Origin of the sequence: Streptomyces sp. NPDC053069 (assembly GCF_044546895.1) — a bacterium.
In the GTDB taxonomy this organism is placed as follows: domain Bacteria; phylum Actinomycetota; class Actinomycetes; order Streptomycetales; family Streptomycetaceae; genus Streptomyces.
Map to the genome: position 1 here is coordinate 1 of NZ_JBITZN010000013.1, position 23,287 is coordinate 23,287.

Annotated in this window: 18 protein-coding genes and 1 pseudogene; 5 read left to right on the top strand and 14 right to left on the bottom strand. The window is 65.0% G+C overall.

Going from position 1 to position 23,287, the window contains the following annotated elements; genetic code table 11:
• The 4 genes and pseudogenes from ACIGXP_RS27420 to ACIGXP_RS27435 form a co-directional block, all read left to right on the top strand.
• Window positions 1-977 (top strand): annotated as a pseudogene (locus tag ACIGXP_RS27420) (poly-gamma-glutamate synthase PgsB); the annotation flags it as partial.
• Window positions 974-1,456: a poly-gamma-glutamate biosynthesis protein PgsC/CapC gene (locus ACIGXP_RS27425; protein WP_351251157.1), complete on the top strand. Its 483-nt coding sequence runs from the start codon at window positions 974-976 to the stop codon at window positions 1,454-1,456. The pseudogene ACIGXP_RS27420 and the gene ACIGXP_RS27425, both read left to right, overlap by 4 nt.
• Before the next feature lie 37 nt (window positions 1,457-1,493).
• Window positions 1,494-2,552: a hypothetical protein gene (locus ACIGXP_RS27430; protein ID WP_399772597.1), complete on the top strand. Its 1,059-nt coding sequence runs from the start codon at window positions 1,494-1,496 to the stop codon at window positions 2,550-2,552.
• 46 nt (window positions 2,553-2,598) lie between these two features.
• Window positions 2,599-3,615, top strand: coding sequence for a hypothetical protein (locus ACIGXP_RS27435; protein ID WP_399772600.1), 1,017 nt, complete (start codon window positions 2,599-2,601; stop codon window positions 3,613-3,615).
• Window positions 3,616-3,784: 169 nt separating this feature from the next.
• Here ACIGXP_RS27435 and ACIGXP_RS27440 read toward each other — a convergent pair whose 3' ends face one another.
• The 4 genes from ACIGXP_RS27440 to ACIGXP_RS27455 form a co-directional block, all read right to left on the bottom strand.
• On the bottom strand, window positions 3,785-5,914 hold the full coding sequence (locus ACIGXP_RS27440) for a 3-hydroxyacyl-CoA dehydrogenase NAD-binding domain-containing protein (protein WP_399772602.1): 2,130 nt from the start codon (window positions 5,912-5,914) through the stop codon (window positions 3,785-3,787).
• A complete protein-coding gene (locus ACIGXP_RS27445; protein ID WP_363218759.1) occupies window positions 5,911-7,128 on the bottom strand; it encodes an acetyl-CoA C-acyltransferase in 1,218 nt (405 codons plus the stop codon). Before ACIGXP_RS27445 ends, ACIGXP_RS27440 begins: the two co-directional genes overlap by 4 nt.
• Window positions 7,129-7,382: 254 nt before the next feature.
• Window positions 7,383-8,672 carry a ribonuclease D gene (locus ACIGXP_RS27450; RefSeq protein ID WP_363218758.1) on the bottom strand — a complete coding sequence of 430 codons (1,290 nt, stop codon included), beginning with the start codon at window positions 8,670-8,672 and terminating at the stop codon, window positions 7,383-7,385.
• 431 nt (window positions 8,673-9,103) lie between these two features.
• The gene (locus ACIGXP_RS27455) at window positions 9,104-9,379 is read right to left on the bottom strand and encodes a hypothetical protein (protein ID WP_399772605.1); all 276 of its coding nucleotides are present in this window, start codon (window positions 9,377-9,379) and stop codon (window positions 9,104-9,106) included.
• 3 nt (window positions 9,380-9,382) lie between these two features.
• On the opposite strand from ACIGXP_RS27455, the gene ACIGXP_RS27460 reads away from it, so the two are divergent.
• Window positions 9,383-10,132 carry a hypothetical protein gene (locus ACIGXP_RS27460; RefSeq protein ID WP_399772607.1) on the top strand — a complete coding sequence of 250 codons (750 nt, stop codon included), beginning with the start codon at window positions 9,383-9,385 and terminating at the stop codon, window positions 10,130-10,132.
• An 87-nt stretch (window positions 10,133-10,219) separates the two neighbouring features.
• Here the strand turns inward: ACIGXP_RS27460 and ACIGXP_RS27465 are convergent, their stop codons facing one another.
• The 10 genes from ACIGXP_RS27465 to ACIGXP_RS27510 form a co-directional block, all read right to left on the bottom strand.
• A complete protein-coding gene (locus ACIGXP_RS27465; protein WP_399772610.1) occupies window positions 10,220-10,963 on the bottom strand; it encodes a M48 family metallopeptidase in 744 nt (247 codons plus the stop codon).
• Window positions 10,960-13,962 carry a type I restriction endonuclease subunit R gene (locus ACIGXP_RS27470; RefSeq protein ID WP_399772613.1) on the bottom strand — a complete coding sequence of 1,001 codons (3,003 nt, stop codon included), beginning with the start codon at window positions 13,960-13,962 and terminating at the stop codon, window positions 10,960-10,962. Before ACIGXP_RS27470 ends, ACIGXP_RS27465 begins: the two co-directional genes overlap by 4 nt.
• Before the next feature lie 37 nt (window positions 13,963-13,999).
• On the bottom strand, window positions 14,000-15,169 hold the full coding sequence (locus ACIGXP_RS27475; RefSeq protein WP_399772616.1) for a restriction endonuclease subunit S: 1,170 nt from the start codon (window positions 15,167-15,169) through the stop codon (window positions 14,000-14,002).
• A 41-nt stretch (window positions 15,170-15,210) separates the two neighbouring features.
• A complete protein-coding gene (locus tag ACIGXP_RS27480; protein ID WP_399772619.1) occupies window positions 15,211-16,719 on the bottom strand; it encodes an N-6 DNA methylase in 1,509 nt (502 codons plus the stop codon).
• Window positions 16,720-17,021: 302 nt separating this feature from the next.
• Window positions 17,022-17,828, bottom strand: a complete 807-nt coding sequence (locus ACIGXP_RS27485; RefSeq protein ID WP_399772622.1) for a hypothetical protein — start codon at window positions 17,826-17,828, stop codon at window positions 17,022-17,024.
• 170 nt (window positions 17,829-17,998) lie between these two features.
• Window positions 17,999-19,015 carry a glycosyltransferase gene (locus ACIGXP_RS27490; protein WP_399772624.1) on the bottom strand — a complete coding sequence of 339 codons (1,017 nt, stop codon included), beginning with the start codon at window positions 19,013-19,015 and terminating at the stop codon, window positions 17,999-18,001.
• Complete coding sequence (gene serS / locus ACIGXP_RS27495) at window positions 19,015-20,307, bottom strand: serine--tRNA ligase (RefSeq protein ID WP_399772627.1); 1,293 nt, start codon at window positions 20,305-20,307, stop codon at window positions 19,015-19,017. The genes ACIGXP_RS27490 and serS overlap by 1 nt, the downstream gene beginning before the upstream one ends.
• Window positions 20,300-21,010: a histidine phosphatase family protein gene (locus ACIGXP_RS27500; protein WP_399772630.1), complete on the bottom strand. Its 711-nt coding sequence runs from the start codon at window positions 21,008-21,010 to the stop codon at window positions 20,300-20,302. The genes serS and ACIGXP_RS27500 overlap by 8 nt, the downstream gene beginning before the upstream one ends.
• A complete protein-coding gene (locus tag ACIGXP_RS27505; RefSeq protein ID WP_399772633.1) occupies window positions 21,007-21,930 on the bottom strand; it encodes an aminoglycoside phosphotransferase family protein in 924 nt (307 codons plus the stop codon). Before ACIGXP_RS27505 ends, ACIGXP_RS27500 begins: the two co-directional genes overlap by 4 nt.
• Window positions 21,930-23,180: a methionine adenosyltransferase gene (locus tag ACIGXP_RS27510; RefSeq protein WP_399772636.1), complete on the bottom strand. Its 1,251-nt coding sequence runs from the start codon at window positions 23,178-23,180 to the stop codon at window positions 21,930-21,932. Before ACIGXP_RS27510 ends, ACIGXP_RS27505 begins: the two co-directional genes overlap by 1 nt.
• Between the last annotated feature and the right edge of the window lie 107 nt (window positions 23,181-23,287).

Consider the following 23,287-nt stretch of genomic DNA (forward strand, 5'->3'; position numbering starts at 1 on the left):
CCCTCGCCGTCGCCGAACTCCTCGGCGTGGACCGCGGGACGGCCCTGCAGGGCATGTACGACGCCCCGCCGGACCCCGGTGTCCTCTCCGTCGAGCGTTACCGGACACCCGAGGGCAAGAAGCTGCGCTTCGCCAACGTCTTCGCGGCCAACGACCCCGAGTCGACGCTGATGAACATCAACCAGCTGCTCGACCTCGGCGCCATCCACCGCCCGCTCAACGTGGTCATCAACTGCCGCCCCGACCGCGTCGAACGCAACGGGCAGATGGGCGAGATCATCCCCGACCTCGACCCCGAGCGGGTCTTCGTCATCGGCCACCCGGCCAAGTCCGCCATCGACGCCATCCCCGCCGAGTTCCGCTCGCGCGCCGTCGACCTCGGCGGCGACAAGCGTGACCCCGAGGAGTTCATGGGCAAGATGCTGGACATGCTCGGCCCGGACTCGTCGATGGTCGCGATCGGCAACATCCACGGCCAGGGCGAGATCCTGCTGGAGCACCTCGCCGAACTGCCGCCGGACGACAGCGCCGACGAACCGGTGGCCGCCGCGCCCGCCGCCCCGGCCGGCCGGACCGAGACGGCGCCCGCCGCGGTCGACCCCTCCGAGACCATGCAGCTGTACGCGCCCCGCATCGACCCGTACCAGCACTATTCGGAGGCGTACGAGTCGCGCTACGCGCAGCACCAGCAGCCGTACGTCCCCCAGCTCCCGGGGCAGCGCGACAGCGCGCACCCCCACCCGCACCAGGAACCGGTGCACCGGACCGGACACGAGCACGCGCAGTCGCACGGCACCTGGACCGATCCCCAGCCGGACCGGGGCGGCCGGCCCCTACCCGCCCTGCCCCAGGCACCCGCGGACAGCGGCCGGGCGGCCGATGCGGGCCAGCCCCGCGGGCTGTTCGAACCCCGCGTCCCGCCCCAGCCTTCCGCCGACGACAGCCAGCAGTGGCACAGCCCAGGAGAACAGCGTTGATCCCCTCCGTCCTCACCCCCGAGATCGCCGCGATCGGCATCGGCCTGGGCCTGATGTTCTCGCTCATGTGCTACCTGACGACCAATCTGTCGCCGGGCGGCATGATCACCCCGGGCTGGCTCGCGCTCACCCTCATCGAGGACCTCCAGCGTGCCGCCCTGGTCATCGGCGTCACCGTGCTGACCTACCTCGCCACGCTGCTCATGCAGAAGTTCGTGATCCTGTACGGCAAGCGGCTCTTCGCGGCCGTCGTGCTCAGCGGTGTGCTGATCCAGGCCACCGTGATCATCGTGCTGCAGATGGAGTTCCCGCTGCTGTACGCGAACCAGACGCTCGGCTTCATCGTCCCCGGCCTGATCGGCTACCAGCTGGTCCGCCAGCCCAAGGGCGCGACCCTGCTGTCCGTCGCGTCGGTCTCGCTCGCCACCTATGTGGTCCTGACCGCCGGCATCCTCCTGGGCGCCATGCCGACCGCCTGAACCCTTCCGTACCTCACGTACCCCTGGAGCCTCCACCATGCCGAAGCGCAAAGGCCGCCCCGTCCTCCACGCGGCGACGGTCCTGGCGCTGCTCGCGGGCAGCGCGTACTTCACCTACGAACTGCGCAAGGACGAGCAGGCGAAGCTCCCGGCCGCCCAGACGATCACCGAGAACCTGAACAGCTCGGGCAACGGCAAGGCGACCGGCAAGCAGACCTGGGAACGGCTGAACAACCCGGCGCGCTCGGTGCTGCGCGACGGCAAGGGCGCCGTCATCGCCACCTTCACGGACGGCGCCCGTACGGCCACCCTCAAGGGCCCGACGCGGACCTTCACCGAACCGGCCAACACCACCACCAAGGTGGTCACCGACGACTGGGTGCGTCTGATGCCGGAGACCTGGACCAAGGGCGCCGAGAAGCAGCAGTGGTTCAAGGACTGGTTCAAGCAGTACTACGGCAGCGAGGAGGACGACGTCTTCGCCTTCGCCTTCTCGTACATCCAGGGCGCGCCGGCCAAGAAGGACGACCAGGGCGTCCAGTACGCGGGCCACGCCACCTACGGCCCCCTCAAGGCCGACGGCGTCGACCGCTACGAACAGACCGACTTCTACGACTACCTGGGCATCCCGTACACCTTCCGGGACGGGGTCACGATGTACCCGCAGAAGGACCGGCTGCGCGCCGTGGACTGCTCCGGCTATCTGCGGCTGGTCTACGGCTACCGGGCCCGCTACCCCCTGATGTCGGACAACATCCACGGCGACGGGCTGCCGCGCACCGCCGACGGCATGGCCCGCGGCAAGGAGGGCGTCGACGTCATCAAGCTCCAGGGCCCGAGCCCCTGGTACGTGCGGCCGCAGCACATCGACGTCCTGCAGCCCGGTGACCTGCTGTTCTTCAAGATGGACCACCGCACCGCCAACCACATGGACCACTCCGCGATCTACCTCGGCCCGGACACCGAGGGCCACAAGGTCTTCATCTCCAGCCGCAAGGAGCAGAACGGACCCACCATCGGCGACCAGGGCGGTGTCTCGCGCCTCGACGGCAACGGCTTCTACGCCAAGCTGTTCCGCAGCGCGAAGCGGCTGTGAGCAGGCGGGCGGGAGGCGCTGCGGGCCCACGGCTTAGAGTGAACCGGTGAACGGCGACTGGCTCCAGCGCGGCCGCGACGGCCGGCTCAGTGTCTATCAGCTGTCGGGCGACACCGTCCTGGTGCGGGCGGAGCGCGCTCCCGGCGGCCCCTGGACCGACCCGCGGAAGGTGGGCGGCGATCAGCTGCTGCACCCCTCGGTCGGTGTCGGCCAGGGCGCGGACGGCTATGCCCACCTGGTGGCCTGGCGGCCCACGGCCGAGGGCGAGTCGGGCCTGGTGCACTCCACGCACTTCCGGCCGCTGCTCGCGCCCCTGGACTGGAACTCGATCGGTCACCCGAAGAAGAAGGGCGACCGTACGGGCACACCGGCCGTCACCGTCGACGCCCAGGGCCGCGCGCATGTGTTCGTCCGCAACAACGGCGCGGGGGTGCACCACATCGTCCAGATGGAGAAGGGCGGCTGGGAGCCCTGGCGGGACCTGCGCGGCAGCAAGGTCCAGGACGGCCTGGCGGCGGTGACCGGGGAGTCCGGCAGGGTTGAGGTGTACGCGGCCGTACCCGACGGCATCCTGCACTGGCGCCAGGAGGAGCCGACCGGCCGGCCGGTCATGCAGGAGCCGCTGAAGGCCCCGGTCCGCCCCGGCACACTGCGCGCCCTCGCGACCTCACCCGAGAGCACGACGGTCTTCTTCACGGACACCTCGGGGGACCTGTGCGCCTGGCGCCCCGGCGGCAAGCCGGCGGTCCTGCTGCCCGCGGCGGGCCCCGGCCCGGTCGCGGCGATCCGCTGCGAACTCGACGGCCACGACTGCACCCTGCTCGCCCAGCGCTCGGCGGGCGGCCGTGTCGCCTTCGCCGCCTACCCGACCGAACTGGAGTCGGCGGGCGCCTGGTGGACCGAGTCGGGCCCGATCCTGCCCGTGGACGCGACGGTGTGCCTCACCACGGATGCCGACGGCCGGGTGGCGGCGGCAGCCTTGTCCCCGTCCACGAGCCAACTGCTGCTGACGCGCCGCAAGGACGAGCCGGGTCTGGCGCTGGAGGCGTGGCGGCAGGTCTGAACCAGGCTGGCGCGCCGTCCGCGAGTCGGTGATCAGGGCCCTGTGCCCCGAGGGCACGACCCCGCACGTCTGCCGTGTCCCCTGGTGCGCGCTCTGACCCGGCACACAGGAACGCCGGGTGCCCGCACCCCGACAGGAATGCGGGCACCCGGCGTTCACCGGTCAAGCGTTACGCCGGGACGCTGGCCACGCCCGGAGCCAGGAACTTCTTGCCGTTCACGCGCTCCGAGACACCCTCGCGGTCCAGGTACGGCGTGATGCCGCCCAGGTGGAAGGGCCAGCCGGCGCCCGTGATCAGGCAGAGGTCGATGTCCTGGGCCTCGGCGACGACGCCCTCGTCGAGCATGAGCCCGATCTCCTGCGCCACCGCGTCGAGCACCCGCGCCCGCACCTGCTCCTCGGTCAGGACGACATCACCCTGCTTCAGCAGCGCGGCGACCTCCGGGTCCAGCTCCGGCTTGCCGCTGTCGTAGACGTAGAAGCCGCGCTTGCCCGCCTCCACGACCGCCTTGAGGTTCGGGGAGACCTTGAAGCGGTCGGGGAACGCGCCGTGCAGCGTCTCGGAGACGTGCAGACCGATCGCCGGGCCGACCAGCTCCAGCAGCACCAGCGGGGACATCGGCAGACCGAGCGGCTCGATCGCCTTCTCGGCGACCTCGACCGGGGTGCCCTCGTCGATGACGTTCTGGATCTCGCCCATGAAGCGGGTCAGGATGCGGTTCACGACGAACGCCGGGGCGTCCTTGGTGAGGACCGCGGTCTTCTTCAGCTTCTTGGCGACGGCGAACGCGGTGGCCAGGGACGCGTCGTCGGTCTTCTCGCCGCGGACGATCTCCAGCAGCGGCAGCACCGCGACCGGGTTGAAGAAGTGGAAGCCCACGACCCGCTCGGGGTGCTTGAGCTTCGACGCCATCTCCGACACGGACAGCGAGGAGGTGTTGGTGGCGAGGATCGCGTGCGCCGGGGCGACCGCCTCGACCTCCGCGAACACCTGCTGCTTGACGCCGATCTCCTCGAACACGGCCTCGATGATGAAGTCCGCGTCCGCGAAGCCCTCGGCCTTGTCCAGGACACCGGTCACCAGCGCCTTGAGGCGGTTGGCCTTGTCCTGGTTGATACGGCCCTTGCCGAGCAGCTTGTCGATCTCGGCGTGGACGTAGCCCACACCCTTGTCGACACGCTCCTGGTCGATGTCGGTCAGCACGACCGGCACCTCCAGACGGCGCAGGAAGAGCAGGGCGAGCTGGCTGGCCATCAGACCGGCGCCGACGACGCCGACCTTGGTGACCGGGCGGGCCAGGTTCTTGTCCGGGGCGCCGGCGGGGCGCTTGCCGCGCTTCTGGACGAGGTTGAACGCGTAGATGCCCGCGCGCAGTTCGCCGCCCATGATCAGGTCCGCGAGGGCCTGGTCCTCGGCGTCGTACCCCTGCTGCAGGTCGCCGTTCTTGGCGGCCGCGATGATGTCGAGGGCGCGGTAGGCGGCCGGGGCCGCGCCGTGCACCTTGGAGTCCGCGATGAAGCGGCCCTTGGCGACGGCCTGGTCCCAGGCCTCGCCACGGTCGATCACCGGACGCTCGACCTCGATGTCGCCCTTGAGCACCTGGGCGGTCCAGATCAGCGACTGCTCCAGGAAGTCGGCGCCCTCGAAGATCGCGTCGGCGATTCCGAGCTCGAAGACCTGCTTGCCCTTGAGCTGCTTGTTCTGGTTCAGGGAGTTCTCGATGATCACCGAGACGGCCTTGTCGGCGCCGATCAGGTTCGGCAGCAGCGTGCAGCCGCCCCAGCCGGGGACCAGACCGAGGAAGACCTCGGGCAGCGAGAACGCCGGGATCGCCTTGGAGACGGTCCGGTAGGTGCAGTGCAGACCGACCTCGACGCCGCCGCCCATCGCCGCGCCGTTGTAGTAGGCGAAGGTCGGGACGGCCAGGTTCGACAGGCGCTTGAAGACCTCGTGGCCGCCCTTGCCGATGGCGAGTGCGTGCTCGTGCTCCTTGAGGATCTCCACGCCCTTGAGGTCGGCGCCGACCGCGAAGATGAACGGCTTGCCGGTGATGCCGACACCGACGATCTCGCCGTCGGCCGCCTCCTTCTCGACCTGGTCGATGGCGGTGTTCAGGTTCGCCAGCGAGCCGGGGCCGAAGGTGGTCGGCTTGGTGTGGTCGAAGCCGTTGTCCAGCGTGATCAGCGCGAAGCGCCCGGCACCGGACGGCAGGTCGAAGTGGCGTACGTGCGCACTCGTGACGACCTCGTCGGGGAACAGGTCCGCAGCCTGCTTCAGAAGCTCGGTGGTGGTGCTCACTTGTCCCCCTCGAAGTGCGGGTTCTCCCAGATGACCGTCGCGCCCATGCCGAAGCCGACGCACATGGTGGTCAGGCCGTAGCGGACGTTGGGCTGCTCCTCGAACTGGCGGGCCAGCTGCGTCATCAGGCGGACGCCGGAGGAGGCCAGCGGGTGACCGAAGGCGATGGCGCCGCCGTACTGGTTGACGCGCTCGTCGTCGTCCGCGATGCCGTAGTGGTCGAGGAAGGCCAGCACCTGCACGGCAAAGGCCTCGTTGATCTCGAACAGACCGATGTCGGAGATGGACAGGCCCGCCTTGGCGAGGGCCTTCTCCGTGGCCGGGATCGGGCCGTAGCCCATGACCTCCGGCTCGACGCCCGCGAAGGCGTACGACACGAGCCGCATCTTCACCGGCAGGCCGTTCTCGCGGGCGAAGTCCTCGCTCGCGATGATCGACGCGGTGGCACCGTCGTTGAGACCGGCCGCGTTACCCGCGGTGACCCGGCCGTGCACACGGAACGGCGTCTTCAGACCCGACAGGTTCTCCAGCGTGGTCCCCGGCCGCATCGGCTCGTCGGCGGTGACGAGACCCCAGCCGGTCTCACCGCTCTCGGGGTTGGTCCGGCGCACCGAGATCGGCACCAGGTCCTGCTGGATCTTGCCGTTGGCGTACGCCTTGGCGGCCTTCTCCTGCGAGCGCACCGCGTACTCGTCGGCGCGCAGCTTGGTGATCTGCGGGTACCGGTCGTGCAGGTTCTCCGCGGTCATACCCATGAACAGGGCGGACTCGTCGACCAGCTTCTCGGAGACGAACCGCGGGTTCGGGTCCACGCCCTCGCCCATCGGGTGGCGGCCCATGTGCTCCACGCCGCCGGCGATGACGGCGTCGTAGGCACCGAAGGCGATCGAACCGGCGGTCGTCGTCACGGCGGTCAGGGCGCCGGCGCACATGCGGTCGATCGAGTAACCGGGCACGGACTGCGGCAGGCCCGCGAGGATGCCGGCCGTACGCCCCAGGGTCAGACCCTGGTCACCGATCTGCGTGGTCGCGGCGATGGCGACCTCGTCGATCTTCTTCGGGTCCAGACCGGGGTTGCGGCGCAGCAGCTCCCGGATCGCCTTCACGACAAGGTCGTCGGCACGGGTTTCGTGGTAGATGCCCTTCGGGCCCGCCTTGCCGAACGGGGTGCGGACGCCGTCGACGAAGACGACGTCCCTGACGGTACGAGGCACGATGGCTCTCCTCCAGATGCGGGATGGCACTGCCGCGCTGCGCTGAGCGCGCGCTCAGGAGACATGCTACTTACGAGTAACGTGACTGCCCAGTCCCCGCGACTGGAGCGGTGAAGGTCACATCGGTGGCGCTCCGCTTTCGGACAGGGCGGCGCCGCCCCCGACCGCAACGACTTCTACGTGCCCTTCCCCTTTCGACCGGATGAGGCGCCCCGAAAGGGGCGCGGGGAACTGCTACGGCGGCTGGGCGCCGGCTAGGCGCCCTTCGCCGCCAGCGCACTCATCAGCACGGGCGCAACCAGTTCCACCTGCCACGGCCGCGCGCCGTACCCCGCAAGCGCAAGCTCCACGGACCCGGCGTCCAGCACCTTCGGCGGCTCCCAGCAGATGCGCCGAACCGTATCCGGAGACACCAGATTCTCCTGCGGCATGTTGAGCCGCTCGGCAAGGGCGGTCACCCCCGCCCGGGCCGCCGACAACCGCGTCGCGGCGGCAGGGTCCTTGTCGGCCCAGGCCCGCGGCGGCGGAGGCCCGGTCACGGGCTGGCCCGGCTGCGGCAGCGCGGCGTCCGGCAGGGCCTTGGCGCGATCCACCGCCGCCTGCCACTGTTCCAGCTGCCGCCGCCCCATCCGGTGCCCGAACCCGTTCAGCGCGGCCAGCGCGTGCACATTGCCGGGCAGGGCGAGCGCGGCCTCCACAATGGCCGCGTCACTCAGCACCTTGCCGGGGGACACATCCCGCCGCTGCGCGATACGGTCCCGCGTCTCCCACAGCTCCCGTACGACACCGAGCTGCCGCCTCCGCCGCACCTTGTGCATTCCGGAGGTGCGCCGCCACGGATCCTTCCTCGGCTCGGCCGGCGGCGCAGTCGCGATCGCGTCGAACTCCTGCAGGGCCCACTCCAGCTTGCCCTGCCGGTCCAGTTCCTTCTCCAGGGCGTCGCGCAGGTCGACGAGGAGTTCCACGTCGAGCGCGGCGTACCTCAGCCACGGCTCGGGCAGCGGCCGGGTCGACCAGTCGACGGCGGAGTGGCCCTTCTCCAGGACGAAACCGAGGACGTTCTCGACCATCGCGCCGAGGCCGACCCGGGGGAACCCGGCGAGCCGGCCGGCCAGCTCGGTGTCGAACAGCCGGGTCGGGACCATGCCTATCTCGCGCAGGCAGGGCAGGTCCTGGGTGGCCGCGTGCAGCACCCACTCGACGCCGGACAGCGCCTCGCCGAGAGCGGACAGGTCGGGGCAGGCCACGGGGTCGATCAGCGCGCTCCCGGCGCCCTCGCGGCGCAACTGCACCAGATAGGCCCGCTGGCCGTAGCGGTAGCCGGAGGCGCGCTCGGCGTCGACGGCGACCGGGCCGGAGCCCGCGGCGAAGGCGGCGACCACCTCGGCGAGCGCGGTCGCGTCGGCGACGACGGGCGGAATGCCCTCGCGGGGTTCGAGCAGCGGTGTCGGCGCCCCCGTCACAGAAGATCCGGCGCCGTCCGGAGGAGTGCCTCCGGTGGTGCGCAGGGAGCTGTCTGCTGCGGTCTCTTGGGCGTCGGTCACCTGTCAAGGGTATCCGTACTGGGCGGTCTGCTGACCTGCGGTTTCGGTCGAAAGTTCGGCTGACCTGCGGAAACCACTTCTCACCACTTGTCGGGGTTTCCGGGTGTTTCTCATCCTAGTGTGCCCTGGATGTGCCCCGACAAGATCGGCGAAGCCAGGACCACGATCACTACCACGCGATGCGCAGCCCGGGCCAGGTATCCCGTCGATCAACGTCCGGACGCGTGCCGCCATTGCGTATGGCCTGTTGCGGGGCCGCGGGGGACTGCGGGCAGGCGGCGCTTCCCGGCGTGATGGAGTCTTTGCCAGGCTAAGAGACCAATTGGCTTAGCCGGACGCCGCTGCCTTCAGTGACAAGGTTTCGCCAGAGGCGCGACGTCCGGCTGTCCGCATGCTGTCCAGGACGGATGCTGTCAGCGCACCGCTATCCCTTACCAGATGCGTAGTTGCTGCAGGTCAGCGTCCTTCTCTGGACGAACATAGAGCTCGCCGCCGTTGCTGAGGACCTGCTGAATCTCTCCGTAGATCTGGACGGAGCGGTTGATGATGTCGGTCCTTGTGTCGCCCGTAAGATCCGCAGCCTGCTTGATCGCCCGCACGGACTTGGGAGTCAGGTTCACGGTCGCGCGAGTAAGGCGCTCCGGCTTGGGAGGCGTGAACGCTGGCTGGCTGCCTTCTGTGTCTTGGCGGTGAGCGATGTCACTCATGGCTTGACCTCCAAGGGCTCGATGCATCTACTGTATGCATCTCGTACATCAATCGAGCATACGCTCCAGCTCCGGAAGCGCAAGCCGGATCTTCGTTGGATGATGGTCTTGGAGGCCCTGATCACCACGAAGGTCCTGGAGGCCGCCATGGCGGACGACGAAGAACTGTTCGAGTGGTGGGAGTCGCAAGGGTGGCTTGAGCGGGAGACACCAGGCGATAGAGCCAACGCAGACTTCAGGTACAACGATGATGACGAAGGTGACGACGGGGAAGACTGGGATCTGGCGGGGGCAGAGCTGCCAAGCCGCCGCTCGGACCCCGATGTCGAATACTTGGATACACCTGCGGGGAGCGGCTTGGCTCGCAGCGAACCAAATGCACCAGAGTCAGAGGAGAGTATTCCCGACCTGAACTCTCATGGCACTCTCGAGCCAGCCTACGATCCGGAGTGGATGCTGGGCGAGAAAGAAGTGCCGAGTGAGCGCTCCGATCTCGAACGATTTGAACTGAGGGTGCCCCTGCCGGGTGGGGAAGCCGCGATAGCGGCTCAGGCGCGCGCCGGCTCAGACCTCAGTAGGTCAATCGGAACGCTTATGATGCTCGTCTCTGCTTCCATTGGCGGGCTCAGTGTAGCTGCAGTTTGCAATCTCGCGGGCGCGAGCTCAACACTTACGCTGGCGCTCTCCCTCCCCACATTCCTTCTGTGCGGCATCTTCACCGTGCTCTGGGTGCTGTTTCGTAGACCGCAGTAACCACATGCGGGTGCTGCACGTGACGGCCTAAATGCACGGCGTATATGACGTGACGCGCCGTGTACTGGAACGCTCCGTCCACCAGCGTCAGAGGGCGTGGCTAGGTCGATAGCCTCGCAGTTCTTCACCGTGAGCCCGCAGCCATCGTGCAGGTTGAGTCCATCCCGGGGCTGCAGCGTCAACAAGACGCCAGAACGCCTTCGAATGGTTTGGCTGACGGAGGTGACAGAGTTCGTGAGTCACCACATATTGAGATACCTCGAGTGGCGCCATTACAAGACGCCAAGAAAATGAAAGGTTTCCCAATCCGGAGCATGACCCCCATCGCGTGCGCTGATCTCGAATGCCGACGGACCGGTATTCCACGCCCAACCGAGAGGCCTCTGTGTCGATGAGGCTTGCAAGGTGTATACGTGCTTGCCTTCGATACCAGCGATCCACGGCGGCGGTGGCTTCCTCAAGACTTCCGCCGACCACGAAGCTCTCCCCCTGACGACGTACTATCGCACGGCCCAAAGGCTGGTGCTGAAGCCGCTGAGCGCTACCGAGGAGCCAGACTACCCCCTGCTGATTAAGTTTCAACTCAGAAGAATTCGCGCGGATATGCTCTACCAGTGTTCCCTTCTCTTTAAGCCACGCCCGCTTTGAATTGATGAATTCGTCGACCTCTCGATCACTGGCACGAGAAGGAACAATGACCTCGGCGGGTCGCTGCGGTCCCATGATGAGACGCATCTTACTTGCACGCTTCGATTCGCGCACACGCACTTTTACCACGAGATCGTCGAGCGCGACGTTGCGCGGTGGCCGCTCTAGCATCTTCTGGGTCATCGCCCCACCGCCACGGCAACTGCGACTACATCGTCAACAAAGCTGGTCGAAACGAGTTTCCGTGCAGAAGGTTCGGATAGCAACAGATTGATCGTTGCACGCCGGATAGCCCGGAGTACGTCGTCTCGGTCGCGCCACCCAGGAAACGACGCGTTGTGGGTGACGACCGCGTCAATACGCCGGGCTAGATCCAGCAGCTGAGACTCCGACAATTCATCCCCTGCAGCAGCCCGCGCGACTGACACGAACCCATGGGCTCGCTCAGACAAACCGTGCGACGCTGCTCCAGCCCTTTCCGTTGCCCAGTCGTCAGCCAAGCGCAGGTGGTTGTTGAGAAGTTCCAAAGTGCTCTGAGTCGACTCCTGCCTCTTCCGGCGAAGCCGCTCAAGTCTCTCTGCCAGGGACCGTGCGATTGGATCGCTTTCCCCCCGCTCACGAACTTCAAATTCAATGGCTGACTCGACAGCAGCAATCCTTTCCTCAGGAGTGCCGCCTCTCTCCTGGAGGTTACGCACGAAGTTGCCGTCGATGCGGTAGACGGGCGCCTCACGCCTTAGCCGTTCGAGAGACACGGCCTCTTGCACAAGGGCGCGCGTATGTGTGCGGTATTCGTCTAGGTCGTAGCCATCTTCGTCACCAAGTCGCGCACCATGCCGCCAAAGGGCGCGCATCCTCACCAGACGGCTGTAGTCCGCGAGGTGGCCTGCGAGAAGCGGGTCGGGCGCCAGAGCCTCGTAGGCTGACTGAGCAAGCCGGAACCGTTCCTCAAAGACTGTGGCCGCGTCTACATCTTCATTGAAGCGGTGCACAAGCCACATCATCTGTTCATACTCTTCTAGTCCATCCGGCATGCCGGCCAGAAGAGCTAGCGCCTCAGCGATCCTTACGGGAAAAGTAGCACGCAGCGCAGTGAGGTCGAGGACGGCCAGCTCGATCTCATTCGGGGAGAACTCTGCAAACGCCTGTTGGAGCTTTGAGAAGACGTTTGCATAGTCCACAACTATGCCGCGATCCTTACCCGGGTAGGGTCGGTTAGTACGCATGACTGCTTGGAGGAGTTTCGCCCCTCGTAGCGGTTTATCGAGGAACATCACCTGCTCGATCGGCGCATCGAAGCCGGTCAAGAGCATATCGCATACAATCAGCACCTTTACGGGGGAGCTAGGCGACTTGAACCCCTCGATAAGCTTTCTCTTTGCCTGTGATTCAGAGATGTCGTGCTGACGTGGGGAGGGAGGCACAGGGTTGGGACTGCCGACTCCCGCTGCCTGGTGACGGCGCCACTGTTCACTCGCATACCAGCGCCGGTAATTCTTGGTGTCGCCCTTTGGGTCGCGTGTATAGATTACCGCTAGCTCTTCGGGGTGCAATCCGTGGCGAATCAGTGCATCGGCGTATAGAGTGCACGCCTCCCTGTCGATGGCCACAAGCTGGGCCTTGAACCCTTGAGGCTCTGTGCGCTTCCGCAGGTAGGCCGCGATGTCCTCAGCGATCGCGTCGACCCGTTCAGGTGCCTTGGCAACCACCGACAGACGCGCAGCATCGGCCTTTATCCGCTCCTGCTCAGAGTCGGTAAGCCCTTCGAGTTCGGCGAACGCCTCGAAGGCTGCGTTCAACTCGTCACCATCGAAGCCCCAATCATCGCCCCGATACTCGTAACGAACCTCGACAGTCGCGCCGTCTTCAACTGCCTGACGCGGTGAATAGACGTCCAGGTATTCCTCGTAAATCCCGTTAATCTCGGGGGAAAATGCCCTACGCGTTGATCGGTCCTGCGTTTCGATCGGGGTACCGGTGAAGGCAAAGAGTTTCGCCTTAGGCAGCGCTGCTCGCATCCGAATGCCGAACAGCCCTTCCTGCGTGCGATGCGCCTCATCGACAAAGACGATGACATTCTCGCGAGTGACCAGCTCGTGCATGCTTTCATCGAACTTCTCAACCGTGGTGATGATCACGCCTCGCCGGTCGGAAGTGAGCAAATTGTGCAAGCCAGATCGAGTTTCCGCTCGAACTACACCCCGGAAAGATGCCGCAGAGAACGTCTCGTTGATCTGGTCGTCAAGGTCGACGCGATCGATCACAATGAGAACCGTTGGATTCCCGAGACCTACATTACGCAGCTTGCGAGCGGCAAAAAGCATAGTCAGGCTTTTACCGGAACCCTGCGTATGCCACACAATGCCGCGATTGTGGGTGCCGTCCAGAACCCGCTGAACGATCTTGTTTGCCGCTCTGAACTGCTGATAGCGTGCCAGCTTTTTTGTGGTCGCCCCTTTTCGGGTCTCGAATACAAGGAAGTTCGCCGCAATGTCGACCAGGTGGCCCGGGTTGAATACCCCAAGTAGCCCGATCTCCAGATCTCGAGTCTCATCGGCAACGGTGTGTGGCCAGGGATCTTTCCACTCGGCATACTGAGATGCCTTCAGCGCGCCGCTCGGAGCACAGCGGAAGGTGAATCCGTTGGTTGCAACACAAACCGCCGCGAAACGCTCTAGCTCAGGAGCGTCAGTCCAGTATTGCTGGAAATCGCCCACCGCCTTTTTCCAGCTCACAGTGGCTGCCTTGGTCTCAACCAAGCCAAGCGGAATACCATTGACCAGACATACGACATCGAGGCGCGGCTCTCGAAGGGCGCCTGTCCTGAGTTCGTACTCTGTGGTAACGATGAAAGTGTTGAGTTCCGGATTCTGCCAGTCAACGACAATTAACCGGCGAGCCTTCTCATCTGCTCTGAATGATACGGAAATGCCATCCCGGAGAATTTCCAAGAACGACTCGGAATCTACCACCCTCCTCAATCTCTCGACGACTTGCAGAGCGGCTTGCTCGGATATTCCGTTCAGCTTGCACAGGGAGTCAACCAGGAGTGGTTCAACCAAGGCTTCCCCCATGCGCCCTGCGCGCATGGATGCTATTTGCTGCCTGCTCTTGTAGTGCCAGCCCAGCGTTTGAAGATAGTCCACGATCTTCGCTTGGATTGGCGCTTCCCTGCCGATCACCTGATCTTCCCCTCCCCTTGGCTTCGCTGTTAGTTAGCTAAACGTGAACGCTCGCCTGGCCGGACGTGAGAGCATCGATTGCATCTGCGCGCAATGCCTCGTATCGCTGTACCTTCCGGATTGCCGACACCAGATGGCAGCGCGCCACATCCAACTCATCCGCGATCTCCAGTTGCCTAGCCAGCGGGGGGAGCGGGATCGGGATCTGGCGTGCGCCGGCCAGTCCTAGGTGGGCAACATTGCTGGTTTGGGTGGCCTCATCCAGACAGAACTCCCTGGCCGGACTTGCTCCTAGTGCCCAAGCAATGAAGCGTGGACTGCACTCCTGCTCATTAAGGATTCTTGCTCGGATTGTGCTGTTTTGGTGTAGGCAAGGAGAAACTTCCCCGGCCCAAATCCATGCTCGTCCGACATGTTCCAGATTCCCGCCCTCCAATAGGAGAATGTCGTTGGGGGCGAGCAGATACTTATCGTGATCGGCTTGACATGCTTCGATCTTTGCTACGTCATTGAGGTTGAAGAATCCATCTTGAACGTTCGCGGCTCGAAGATACGGAACTTCCTGGATAGGGCCGACAAGTTTGCGGCCCTTGGTAAATCCCAGGGTTACTCGACAAACGTCTTCGAGCGGAACGACTCGCCAGTCGTCGCGGCAGATCCAATCGCCGTTCTCTACGAGAAGTGATTCTCTCAGCGACTCCAGGAAGGATTGTGACTCCACCTGCAGTGATTGGGCCGCCGCGATTCCAGACTCCAGTGTCCGAATCGCTGTCACGATGTCGTACTGTTCATCGATAGGGGGCAGAGTGATTTCGAATGCGAGCAGCTCATCCGGGTGAAGCCGTTGCCGTCGATGGCCCATTCCGACGGTCATGTCGGCAAGTGCACTCCATGTGCCTGGCCGACACATGATCGCGCGCAGGTAGTCAGTGAGTACCAGGTCTTGATTGATGTCAAAAGTTGGGTACTCGTTCGAGACAAACCATCCGTGCATATGGTCAGGAACCACTGCAAATGCGCCCTCGAACGCGAACAGGCGACTGTAGATGAACTGGCCTGCCTGCACTTGGAAGAGTGCAGGTGCCGAGGTGGCTGCTCCGCTGATGGGGGGCTTAGAGAAGGCGCCGCGGCCGTAGGAGTAGAGCCCCAGATTTGGGTATTCGCGGCTCTCGGAGACCTTTACACGCCGAGCGCTTGGCGTCAGCACGTCGCTGAGTGTCAGCGTTTTCCAGTGCCCTCGCCCCATGGTCAGCCCCCCAACTTGGCAAGGAGTGCCAGGACATCGGTATCTGAAGCCTGACTACGGTCGATAGCGCTCTTTAGGTTCTGCATCGACGTAGATAGGTCGATGGACTCCACGCTCGTCTTGCTACGGACATAACGGCGAACCGTTAGGTTGTAACTAAGATCAATCACTTGTTCGCGCGTAGCCCAGGCTGCAAAACCGTTCCTCGGCTCTCCGGAGTGGAAATGCTTGGCCACCTCCTCGATCGCGGCGGAAGTGAGCACATTCTTGGTGTCACGTCGTTCGAACCCGTTAGACGCATCGATGAAGAGGATTCGGTCAGTCCTGTTAGTTGCTTTAGCTCGATTACATACCAGTACGCACGCAGGAATCATAGCGCCGTAGAACAAGTCCTTCGGTAGCTGGATCACTGCTTCGATCAGGTCGCCATCAACAAGGTCACGACGAACAGCCAGTTCACCACCAGCTCGGAAGAACACGCCGTTTGGAAGCACCACGGCCATGCGCCCACGACTGTTCAGGCTGGCAATCATATGCTGAACGAAGGCCATTTCTCCATGGCTCTTCGGTGGCAAGTGTTTAATGCGATCGAATGGATCTGCGGAGGACTTGAAACGTTCGTGCCCCCAGTTCTTTGAGGAGAAGGGAGGGTTCGCGATTACAATATCGAAGGTGCGCAGCTTGTTGCCGTCGAGGAAGGAGGGCGCGGCTAGCGTGTCTCCTAGTTTAATTTCGCTAGCCTCCCCGACGCCATGGAGCAGCATGTTCATGCGTGCGATCGCCCATGTCTCCGGATTCAGTTCTTGCCCGCTGAGCGAGAGGGAACGCGTATTCCTTGCTTGACGGCGAGCATGGTTGACACACTGAAGAAGTAGACCGCCAGAACCACAAGTGGGGTCATGGATGTCATCGTCGTCCTGGGGATCGAGTAGGACGGCCATTAGATTCCCGACTTCAGCCGGCGTGTAGAATTCTCCACCGCCTTTTCCTGATGCGGCGGCGAACTTGGCGATAAGCCACTCATAGGCTTGACCAAGCATATCCGCCGAGACGCGCTGTGAGTTGAGTCGGCCGAGTTCGTGGAAATGATCGACGATTCGAACTAGATCGTCAGCGGGGAGTGCCATCTCGTCAGCAAAGTCAGTGCGCTCAAAGACGCCTGCGAGTTGCTTCGGGTTGGCCCGACCGATTGCCGACAGCGCATCGTTGAGTGCCTGTCCCATCGCCGCGGGATCAGTCCCGCGAACGTCGTCCCATTGGTGGCCTCGTGGGATCTCGAGGACGTGGTATGCCCTGTCGCGAGCGAGCTCCTTGGCATCGTCGATGTCTCCGAGCTCCGCCAGCGCTGCTGCGGTCTCTTCCGCGTACAGGTCCGAGGCCCGCTTGAAGAAGAGAAGGGCCAGGATGTAATCCTTCTGGTTCGAGACCTTGTTACGGAAGAGGTCTGCTGCAGCCCAGAGGTGGTCCTCCAGCTTGCGGAGGCTGATCGGGGTGTTGGTGTCGGCGGTCACGCCGACTGAGCCTACCGGCCCCGTGGCGTCACTTTTCGCAGACTTCGAGCTATGGTCCCGCACGGAGTCACCGTAGGACGTGCCACTGACAACTGGGGGCGCAGGAGCGAGTCGAAGCGGCGACAGAGCTGTCTCCACGGCGGTCATGTGTGGCGGACGGGACACTCGCCTCTGGCATCGGGCCGGTGCCCTGCATAGCCGCCGACCGATGCAGGGGCCCAGTTGAGAGTGCCGCTCATCGCCGGTCCCGGGCAGCTCCAATGCCGACCGCGTGGATGCAACTTCGCGAAGCTGCCTCGCGGTTAGCGACGGGTGACTTCGTGCTCGATGCTGGCGGCAATGGCGGGCCATGGGACAGTGAGCGGCGCAACGGTCGTCCAGAACTCGTATGACGAGCGGATGGCGACGCTCACTCCGAGACGTATCGACTCCGACGGGATCATGGCAAGGACCCGTCGAGCCGCCCCACCAGCACCACGGGCAGCCGGCATGATGCCGTGTCCAAGCAGTAGCGTTGCCGTGCGGAGCGCGTCCAAGGTCCGCGGGGGTGCAGCTCCGGCCAGGGCATCGTGGATCAGTTCGTCCCATGGGCGGAGCGTCCGTGCCCAAGCTAAGCGCTCAAGGCCCGTACCGAGGTCGACAGCCATCCGCTGAGGGTTCTGGGTGTTCCAGAGCAGCACGAGGTCGCCGATGTCGAGATTGAGGTGGCGGAACATCAGAGTCACTCCGGAGATCTGCCGGCGGTGCCAGACCTTGAGCTGGCCGTAGAGGCTGACATGCCGGGCGTGGAAGCCTAGCCGCGAGAGGACGTACAGCCAGTCGTCCAGGGCCTCGGCGTACTCGCTAATGCTCTGGATCGGCTGGACGCGCGAAATGTTGACGAAGGAGGTCAGGTAGCCGTCAAGGAGATCCCCATTGCGGTCTCTCTCACCAGTGAATCGGACCACTGGTTGGGGCAGGAACCCGCTGCGGTAGGTCACGGGACGACCGTCCTTGAGGAAAGGATCGAGGGCCTGGACCGCGGAGATCGCCAGTTCCGTCTCGCGGCCCCAGCGCAGTGGGATGCACTCATCACGAGGAACGCCGCGGACAGCGAAGGCATCCTCCAAGGTTGCCAGGAGCTCCGTCCAGGACGGTGGCCGGCGCGGCGCAGCGTACGGCGAGCCTCGGCGACGGTGACAGATTTCCAGGGACCTGCCGTCGGTCGCGAACTCCCAGCTTGGGCCAAGCACTTGGCGGAGCGCGATAGTTACGTCGAGCATGGTCGGATCGGCCAACATCAGTGGGCCGCCAAGGCTTCGAAGTGCCGTGTGGGATCGAAACGACGCTTGCCGATCTCCTGTACCTCGGCGTGGTCGAGTTCGGCAGCGCGCTCGATCGCTTCCGCGAGGGCCTGTGATGCCGTCTCGTCGTCCACATCGGGAGGTATGACGGCCATCGTGCCCGTGCGGTCGCAGAGAGCGGCTTGTGCGCAGGTCCCCTCACGCCAGGTCAGTGCTGCCATGGGTGTTCCGGCCCGTATGGATTCGCCGAAGACGGCCGCGCCGGCCTCCACGTAGCTACGTGCGTAGGTGTAGACGAACACGGACGCGTTCCTGATAGCGGCCGTCTTGGCTGGGCCGCCGAGTTCGCCGACCAATTCCACATTGCCGGCGGTGAGGATCTTTTCGTGGCTCCGTACGTAATCCTTGCTGAAGACCGGACCGACGATGCGTATCCGGCGGCCGAGGATCTGCGCCGCCCTGGCCGCAAGGTGGGGAGCTTTCTCCTCGTCGATACGGCCCAGCCACACAAGATCTTGTCCCCGTGTGGCTGGGGGCTCTTCCTCGTCAAGGCCAAGGTGGACAGCCAACTCCGCGATGGGCCTATGGGTTGCATACCGCTCGATCATCTCTGGCGAGTAGCAGTAGAGCCGTGACCGCTTGCCGTCGAATGCGGTGTCGGTGTGTTGGAACACAGGGGAGTGCTGGAAAGTGGCTACGTCGCACTCCAGCTCACTCCAGGTGCGCGCCCAGGCGGGTAGCGATGGGTGCTCGTGACCTACGACCAGAAGGTCATAACCCGTGGCCTTGAGTTCCCGATCAGCCAGTGAGCCTGGCGTGACATCTTCGAGCCTGACCGGCTTGCGTATCCAGTCCGGCTCCAAATTCGGGAGCCATCCCGGACCGAGGAGGTGTACGTCGGCGCCTGCGGCTCGGGCGCCCACTGCGACCGCCCATAGCCATCGTTCGATCCCGCCGTATCCGGCAGGGGGGAAAGCGTAGCTACCTGGAAAGTCGCAGACGCCGACGAGCACTATGCCTCCGGTGTTCCGTCCGCCGAGATACGGCGGAAGCCGAGGTACGGGACGAGTGGTTCAGGCAGGACGATCGAGCCGTCCTGTTGCTGGCACTGTTCCAGCAGCGCAGCCATGGTCCGGCCGATCGGAAGGCCCGAGCCATTCAGCGTGGCGACCAGCTTGGGCTTTCCGTCCGCACCGCGGGTGCGGATGTTCGCGCGGCGTGCCTGGAAGGTGCCGAAATTCGAGACCGACGAGATCTCGCGGTAGGTGTTCTGGCTGGGGAACCACACCTCAAGGTCGTAGGTGAGCTGGGCGGAGAAGCCGGTGTCGCCTGCGGCGAGGGTGACCACGCGGTACGCCATACCGAGTTCCTTCAGACAGGCCTCAGCGTGGCCGATCATCTTCTCGAGCTCGGCGTCGGCCTCCTCGGGGTCGCAGATCCGCACCATTTCCACCTTGGTGAACTGGTGCTGGCGGATCAGGCCCCGGGTGTCGCGGCCGTACGAGCCGGCCTCCGAGCGGAAGCACGGAGTCTGCGCGGTGATCGCGACCGGGAGCTCGGCGGGCGGGATGATCTCGTCGGCGTAGAGATTGGTCAGAGGTACTTCGGCCGTCGGGATCAGGAACAGCTCGCGATCCGCAACGCCTGTCTTGAACAGGTCTTCCTCGAACTTCGGCAGCTGACCGGTCCCGGTCATGGTCTTCCGGGTGACCAGGAAAGGCACCGAGTGCTCGACGTAGTCGTGCCGACGCGTGTGGATGTCGAGGAAGAGCGTGGTGAGGGCTCGCTCCAGGGCCGCCCCTGCGCCGCGGGAGACGGCGAAGCGAGGACCCGACAGTTTCGTGGCACGGGCGAAGTCGAGGATGCCGGTGGCTTCGCCCAAGTCGACGTGGTCCTTCGGAGCGAACGAGAACGACGGTGGAGTTCCAACCCGCCGAACCTCGACCGCGAACTCCTCGGAGTCGCCGTCGGGGGCCCTGTCGTCAGGGAGGTTCGGGATGGTGAGGAGGAGCGAACGGAGCTCTTCCTGGATCTGCTCCTGATCCGCCTCGATCTCGCGGATCTGCTCCTTGATCTCGCGAGCCCGGTCCTTGAGCTTCGAGATGTCCCCGCCCTGCTTCGCGGTCTGCTGGACCTCGCTTGCCACCCGCTTGGACTCTGCCCGGAGCTCGTCAGCCGAGCGGATGTTCTGGTTGCGCCGAGACTGGAGACTCTCCAGCGACGACAGGTCCAGCGAGTATCCGCGGCGAGCGAGGCGACGAACCGCTTCGGCACCCATTTCGAGAAGGGCGCGGGCATCATGCATGGGGAGGTTCCTTTTTCTCCGGCGAGTGGGCTACTGCGTCGAAGGTAGCAACTGCCGAACCCTGTCCGATCCGCAATATCGCGGCGCTGCCGCGCGCCTCCGGATCCTGTGGTTCCTCCCCGTCGAGATTGGTCATAAGGGCTCCGATCCAGTCGGGCAGTACGTCGTCGGGGACCGAGAGGAGCTCGATGCAGGGGGCCTCCGGGAAGAACAACGGCATGGCCTCGGACGGAGTCCGGTCGCGGTGCCAGCGGAGGACTGACACGAGAAGGCCGTGACAGACCAGGACGCGAGGGCCTGGGTACTCCAGCGCCGCACGAACCCCCGAGAGCATCCGTCGGATGCCGTCTCGCTGGGACTCCCGGGCACCTGGCGGGCGTTGCGATCCGCCGTGCGCGTCGAGCCATGCGGCGTAGTCCAGGAACGGGCCGCCTTCGAACGTTCCGTAGTCCAGTTCGTTGAGGCGTGCTTCCACGACGAGGTCTGGCGCTGGCACGCCCGTGAGCAGAGCGGCCGTCTGTTGGGCACGCGGGAACTCGCTCGCCAGCCAGGTGCGCACACTATGGAGCGGGAGCTCAGACCACGGCCGCCGACAGGACGTCAGGCCCTCTTCGTTGAGCGTGATGTTGCGGGACGGGTCCCCGTTGACGAGGTGCTGCTTGCTGTAGTCGGTCTGGCCGTGACGGAGGACGTACGTCGTCATCGATCGCCCTCCAGATCGGAGGCCAAGAACGAGGACAGAACCTTCTCGATCTTCGGCTTCGCGGGGTCGTCGATCTCCATGTAGTAAAGGAAGCCGTCGACTGCGAGTGCCCTACACCAGGGGGTGATGTCCGGGACGGGGATACGTGAGATGCGCGCGGCAGTCGCCAATCGCTCGGGCACCTCGTGTTGGAGGTCGTAGTACACCGTCCAGAAGGCCCAGTCGAACGCTGCATCTCCCACCAGGGGGTGCGGATCGATCAGTCGGGGATGCCCAGCACGGTCGAAGATCACGTTCTCTCGGTACAGATCAGCGTGCAGAACGGTTGTTCGTGCGGGATCGTCCCGAAGTAAGGGGAGTCCCGCGCACGCCTCCTCCACCAACGCCCGTCCAGCACCAAGATCGAGTTTGTCTGCTCGCTGACGGATACGGGGCAGCATGATCTCCCGATGGAAGTAGGCCAAGCTCGGCAGATCCGGCCGTGGCCTTCTCCGGCCGAAGTCATGCAGCCCGTGGATTGCAGCGGCGATCATTTGCCTCTCGCGTCCGATGGAGGCTGCGCCCCCAGGCCGGCCGCCCACCAGTTCCAAGGCGGCCACGGAGAGGTCATCCGCGGACTCGATCAAGTTGACGGTAGGCCCGCCGGCCCACGTACGCAGTGCGGCGGTCTCGTGGCGGTAGCGGAGAGGCTCGTACCACGCCTTGAGAATCAACGGCGTCTCATCGATGGCGGTGGCCAGTGCGACGGCAGAGGCGTGTCCTGCGTCGTGGTAGCTCGTAAGCGAGAGCTTCCAGCGCTCTGCTGCCTCGGCCAGAAGGAACGGAGCATTTCGCAGCCAGGCTTCCGCCGCTGGGCCGTAGTGGTCGAGAAGGCGCCGCCGACAACCCGGCGGCACTTCTCCGAGCGTTTGCAGCGTCATCAGCTCAGAACGATCCCGTCTGAGACCAGCTCGTCCGTCAGGGCCGGGAACCCGTCGAGGGCCTCGGAGACGAGCGCGTGGACCTTGTCGATCTCGACGTCGGGTGAGGACAAGCGCACGAGGATGCGCCAGGGCTCGTCGAGCCGCTGCCCCGTGGTGCTCACGAGGTGAACCTCGGCGTGTCCGTCGGTCGCCTCGTGCAGACGCTGCGCGAGGCGCTGCGCGGCGATGTTGTAGAGCTTGCCGACGTGATAGACGGGGTTCTTGCCGTTGGCGCCCTCCAGGTTCATCGGACGCAACGGCGTGATCAAGCCGTTAACGCGGTTGCCACGCCCCACGACTCCCTCGTCACCGGACTCGATCGAGCTTCCCGTGTACGTCAGGTAGAGCTCGTCCTTCTCAGGCATGTCTCGGGCATTGAGACGGAATCTGGCCTCGGCGCCGGGCAGCCGGATGCCGGCGAGTCGGTGGCACTCGGCCAGGACCGTCTCCGCGTTGCGGATGTACTCCACCCGGCTACCGACATGCCGCGACTTCTGCGGCACGCACAGCACGATGTCGGCGGACTCGCCGTCCCAGTAGCCCATGAGTTTCACGTCGGAGCCGCACCAGGCGTGTGCCCGCCTGAAGTCGCTCTGTCCGGAGAGGTGGTCCACCAGCTCTCGTACGAACGCCTCGAAGGGGTTCTCTGGTGCCCAGCCGGTGCCGAGGGATGTGTCGTTCGAGAGCCGGACCCTGCGCTCCCGCAGGTCGTCGATGGATCGCGGATTGAACCAACGGGTGCGGTCGGGCACCGTGTCCCCGGTCAGCACGGCGCCGGGACTCGAATTGCTCGTGATGTTGAACGAGAGGTCGAGGTGATCTGACACCTCCGGGAGGCGCTCGGTGAAGAAGTCCCGGACCTCCGCCTCGACGATCTCCAGTACGGGAATGCTCTCACCGCCGCAGGCGGGCGCCGCTCGCCCGTTGATCAGGACCCGGATCGGAGCCGTCATCTCGCCGCCGCCGTAGCGCACCTCGCTGGCTCCGCCCAGGAGGGCGAGCTTGTCGAAGTTGTGGTGCAGCACGGCACCGAAGTGGTGAACGGTGTAGCGGCTGTACGCACGGGAGAGCCGCTCGGCCAGGTGGTCGGCGAGGGTGTCCGGGTGACCAAGTCCTTTGCGTTCCACGATGGTTGTGCCACCGGGCTCATGAGCGCCGGTCTCGATGGCCAGGCGGCTCTTGCCGAGGGTCATGCTCGTTCGGGGCATGGCGAACTCCCGTCTCATGGGCGGCAGATGGCCCAGCACGGGCGTCGGTAGGCCCGGCGGGGAACAACGGGAGATAGCTTCGGCGCCGCGAGGAACCATAGCCCTGA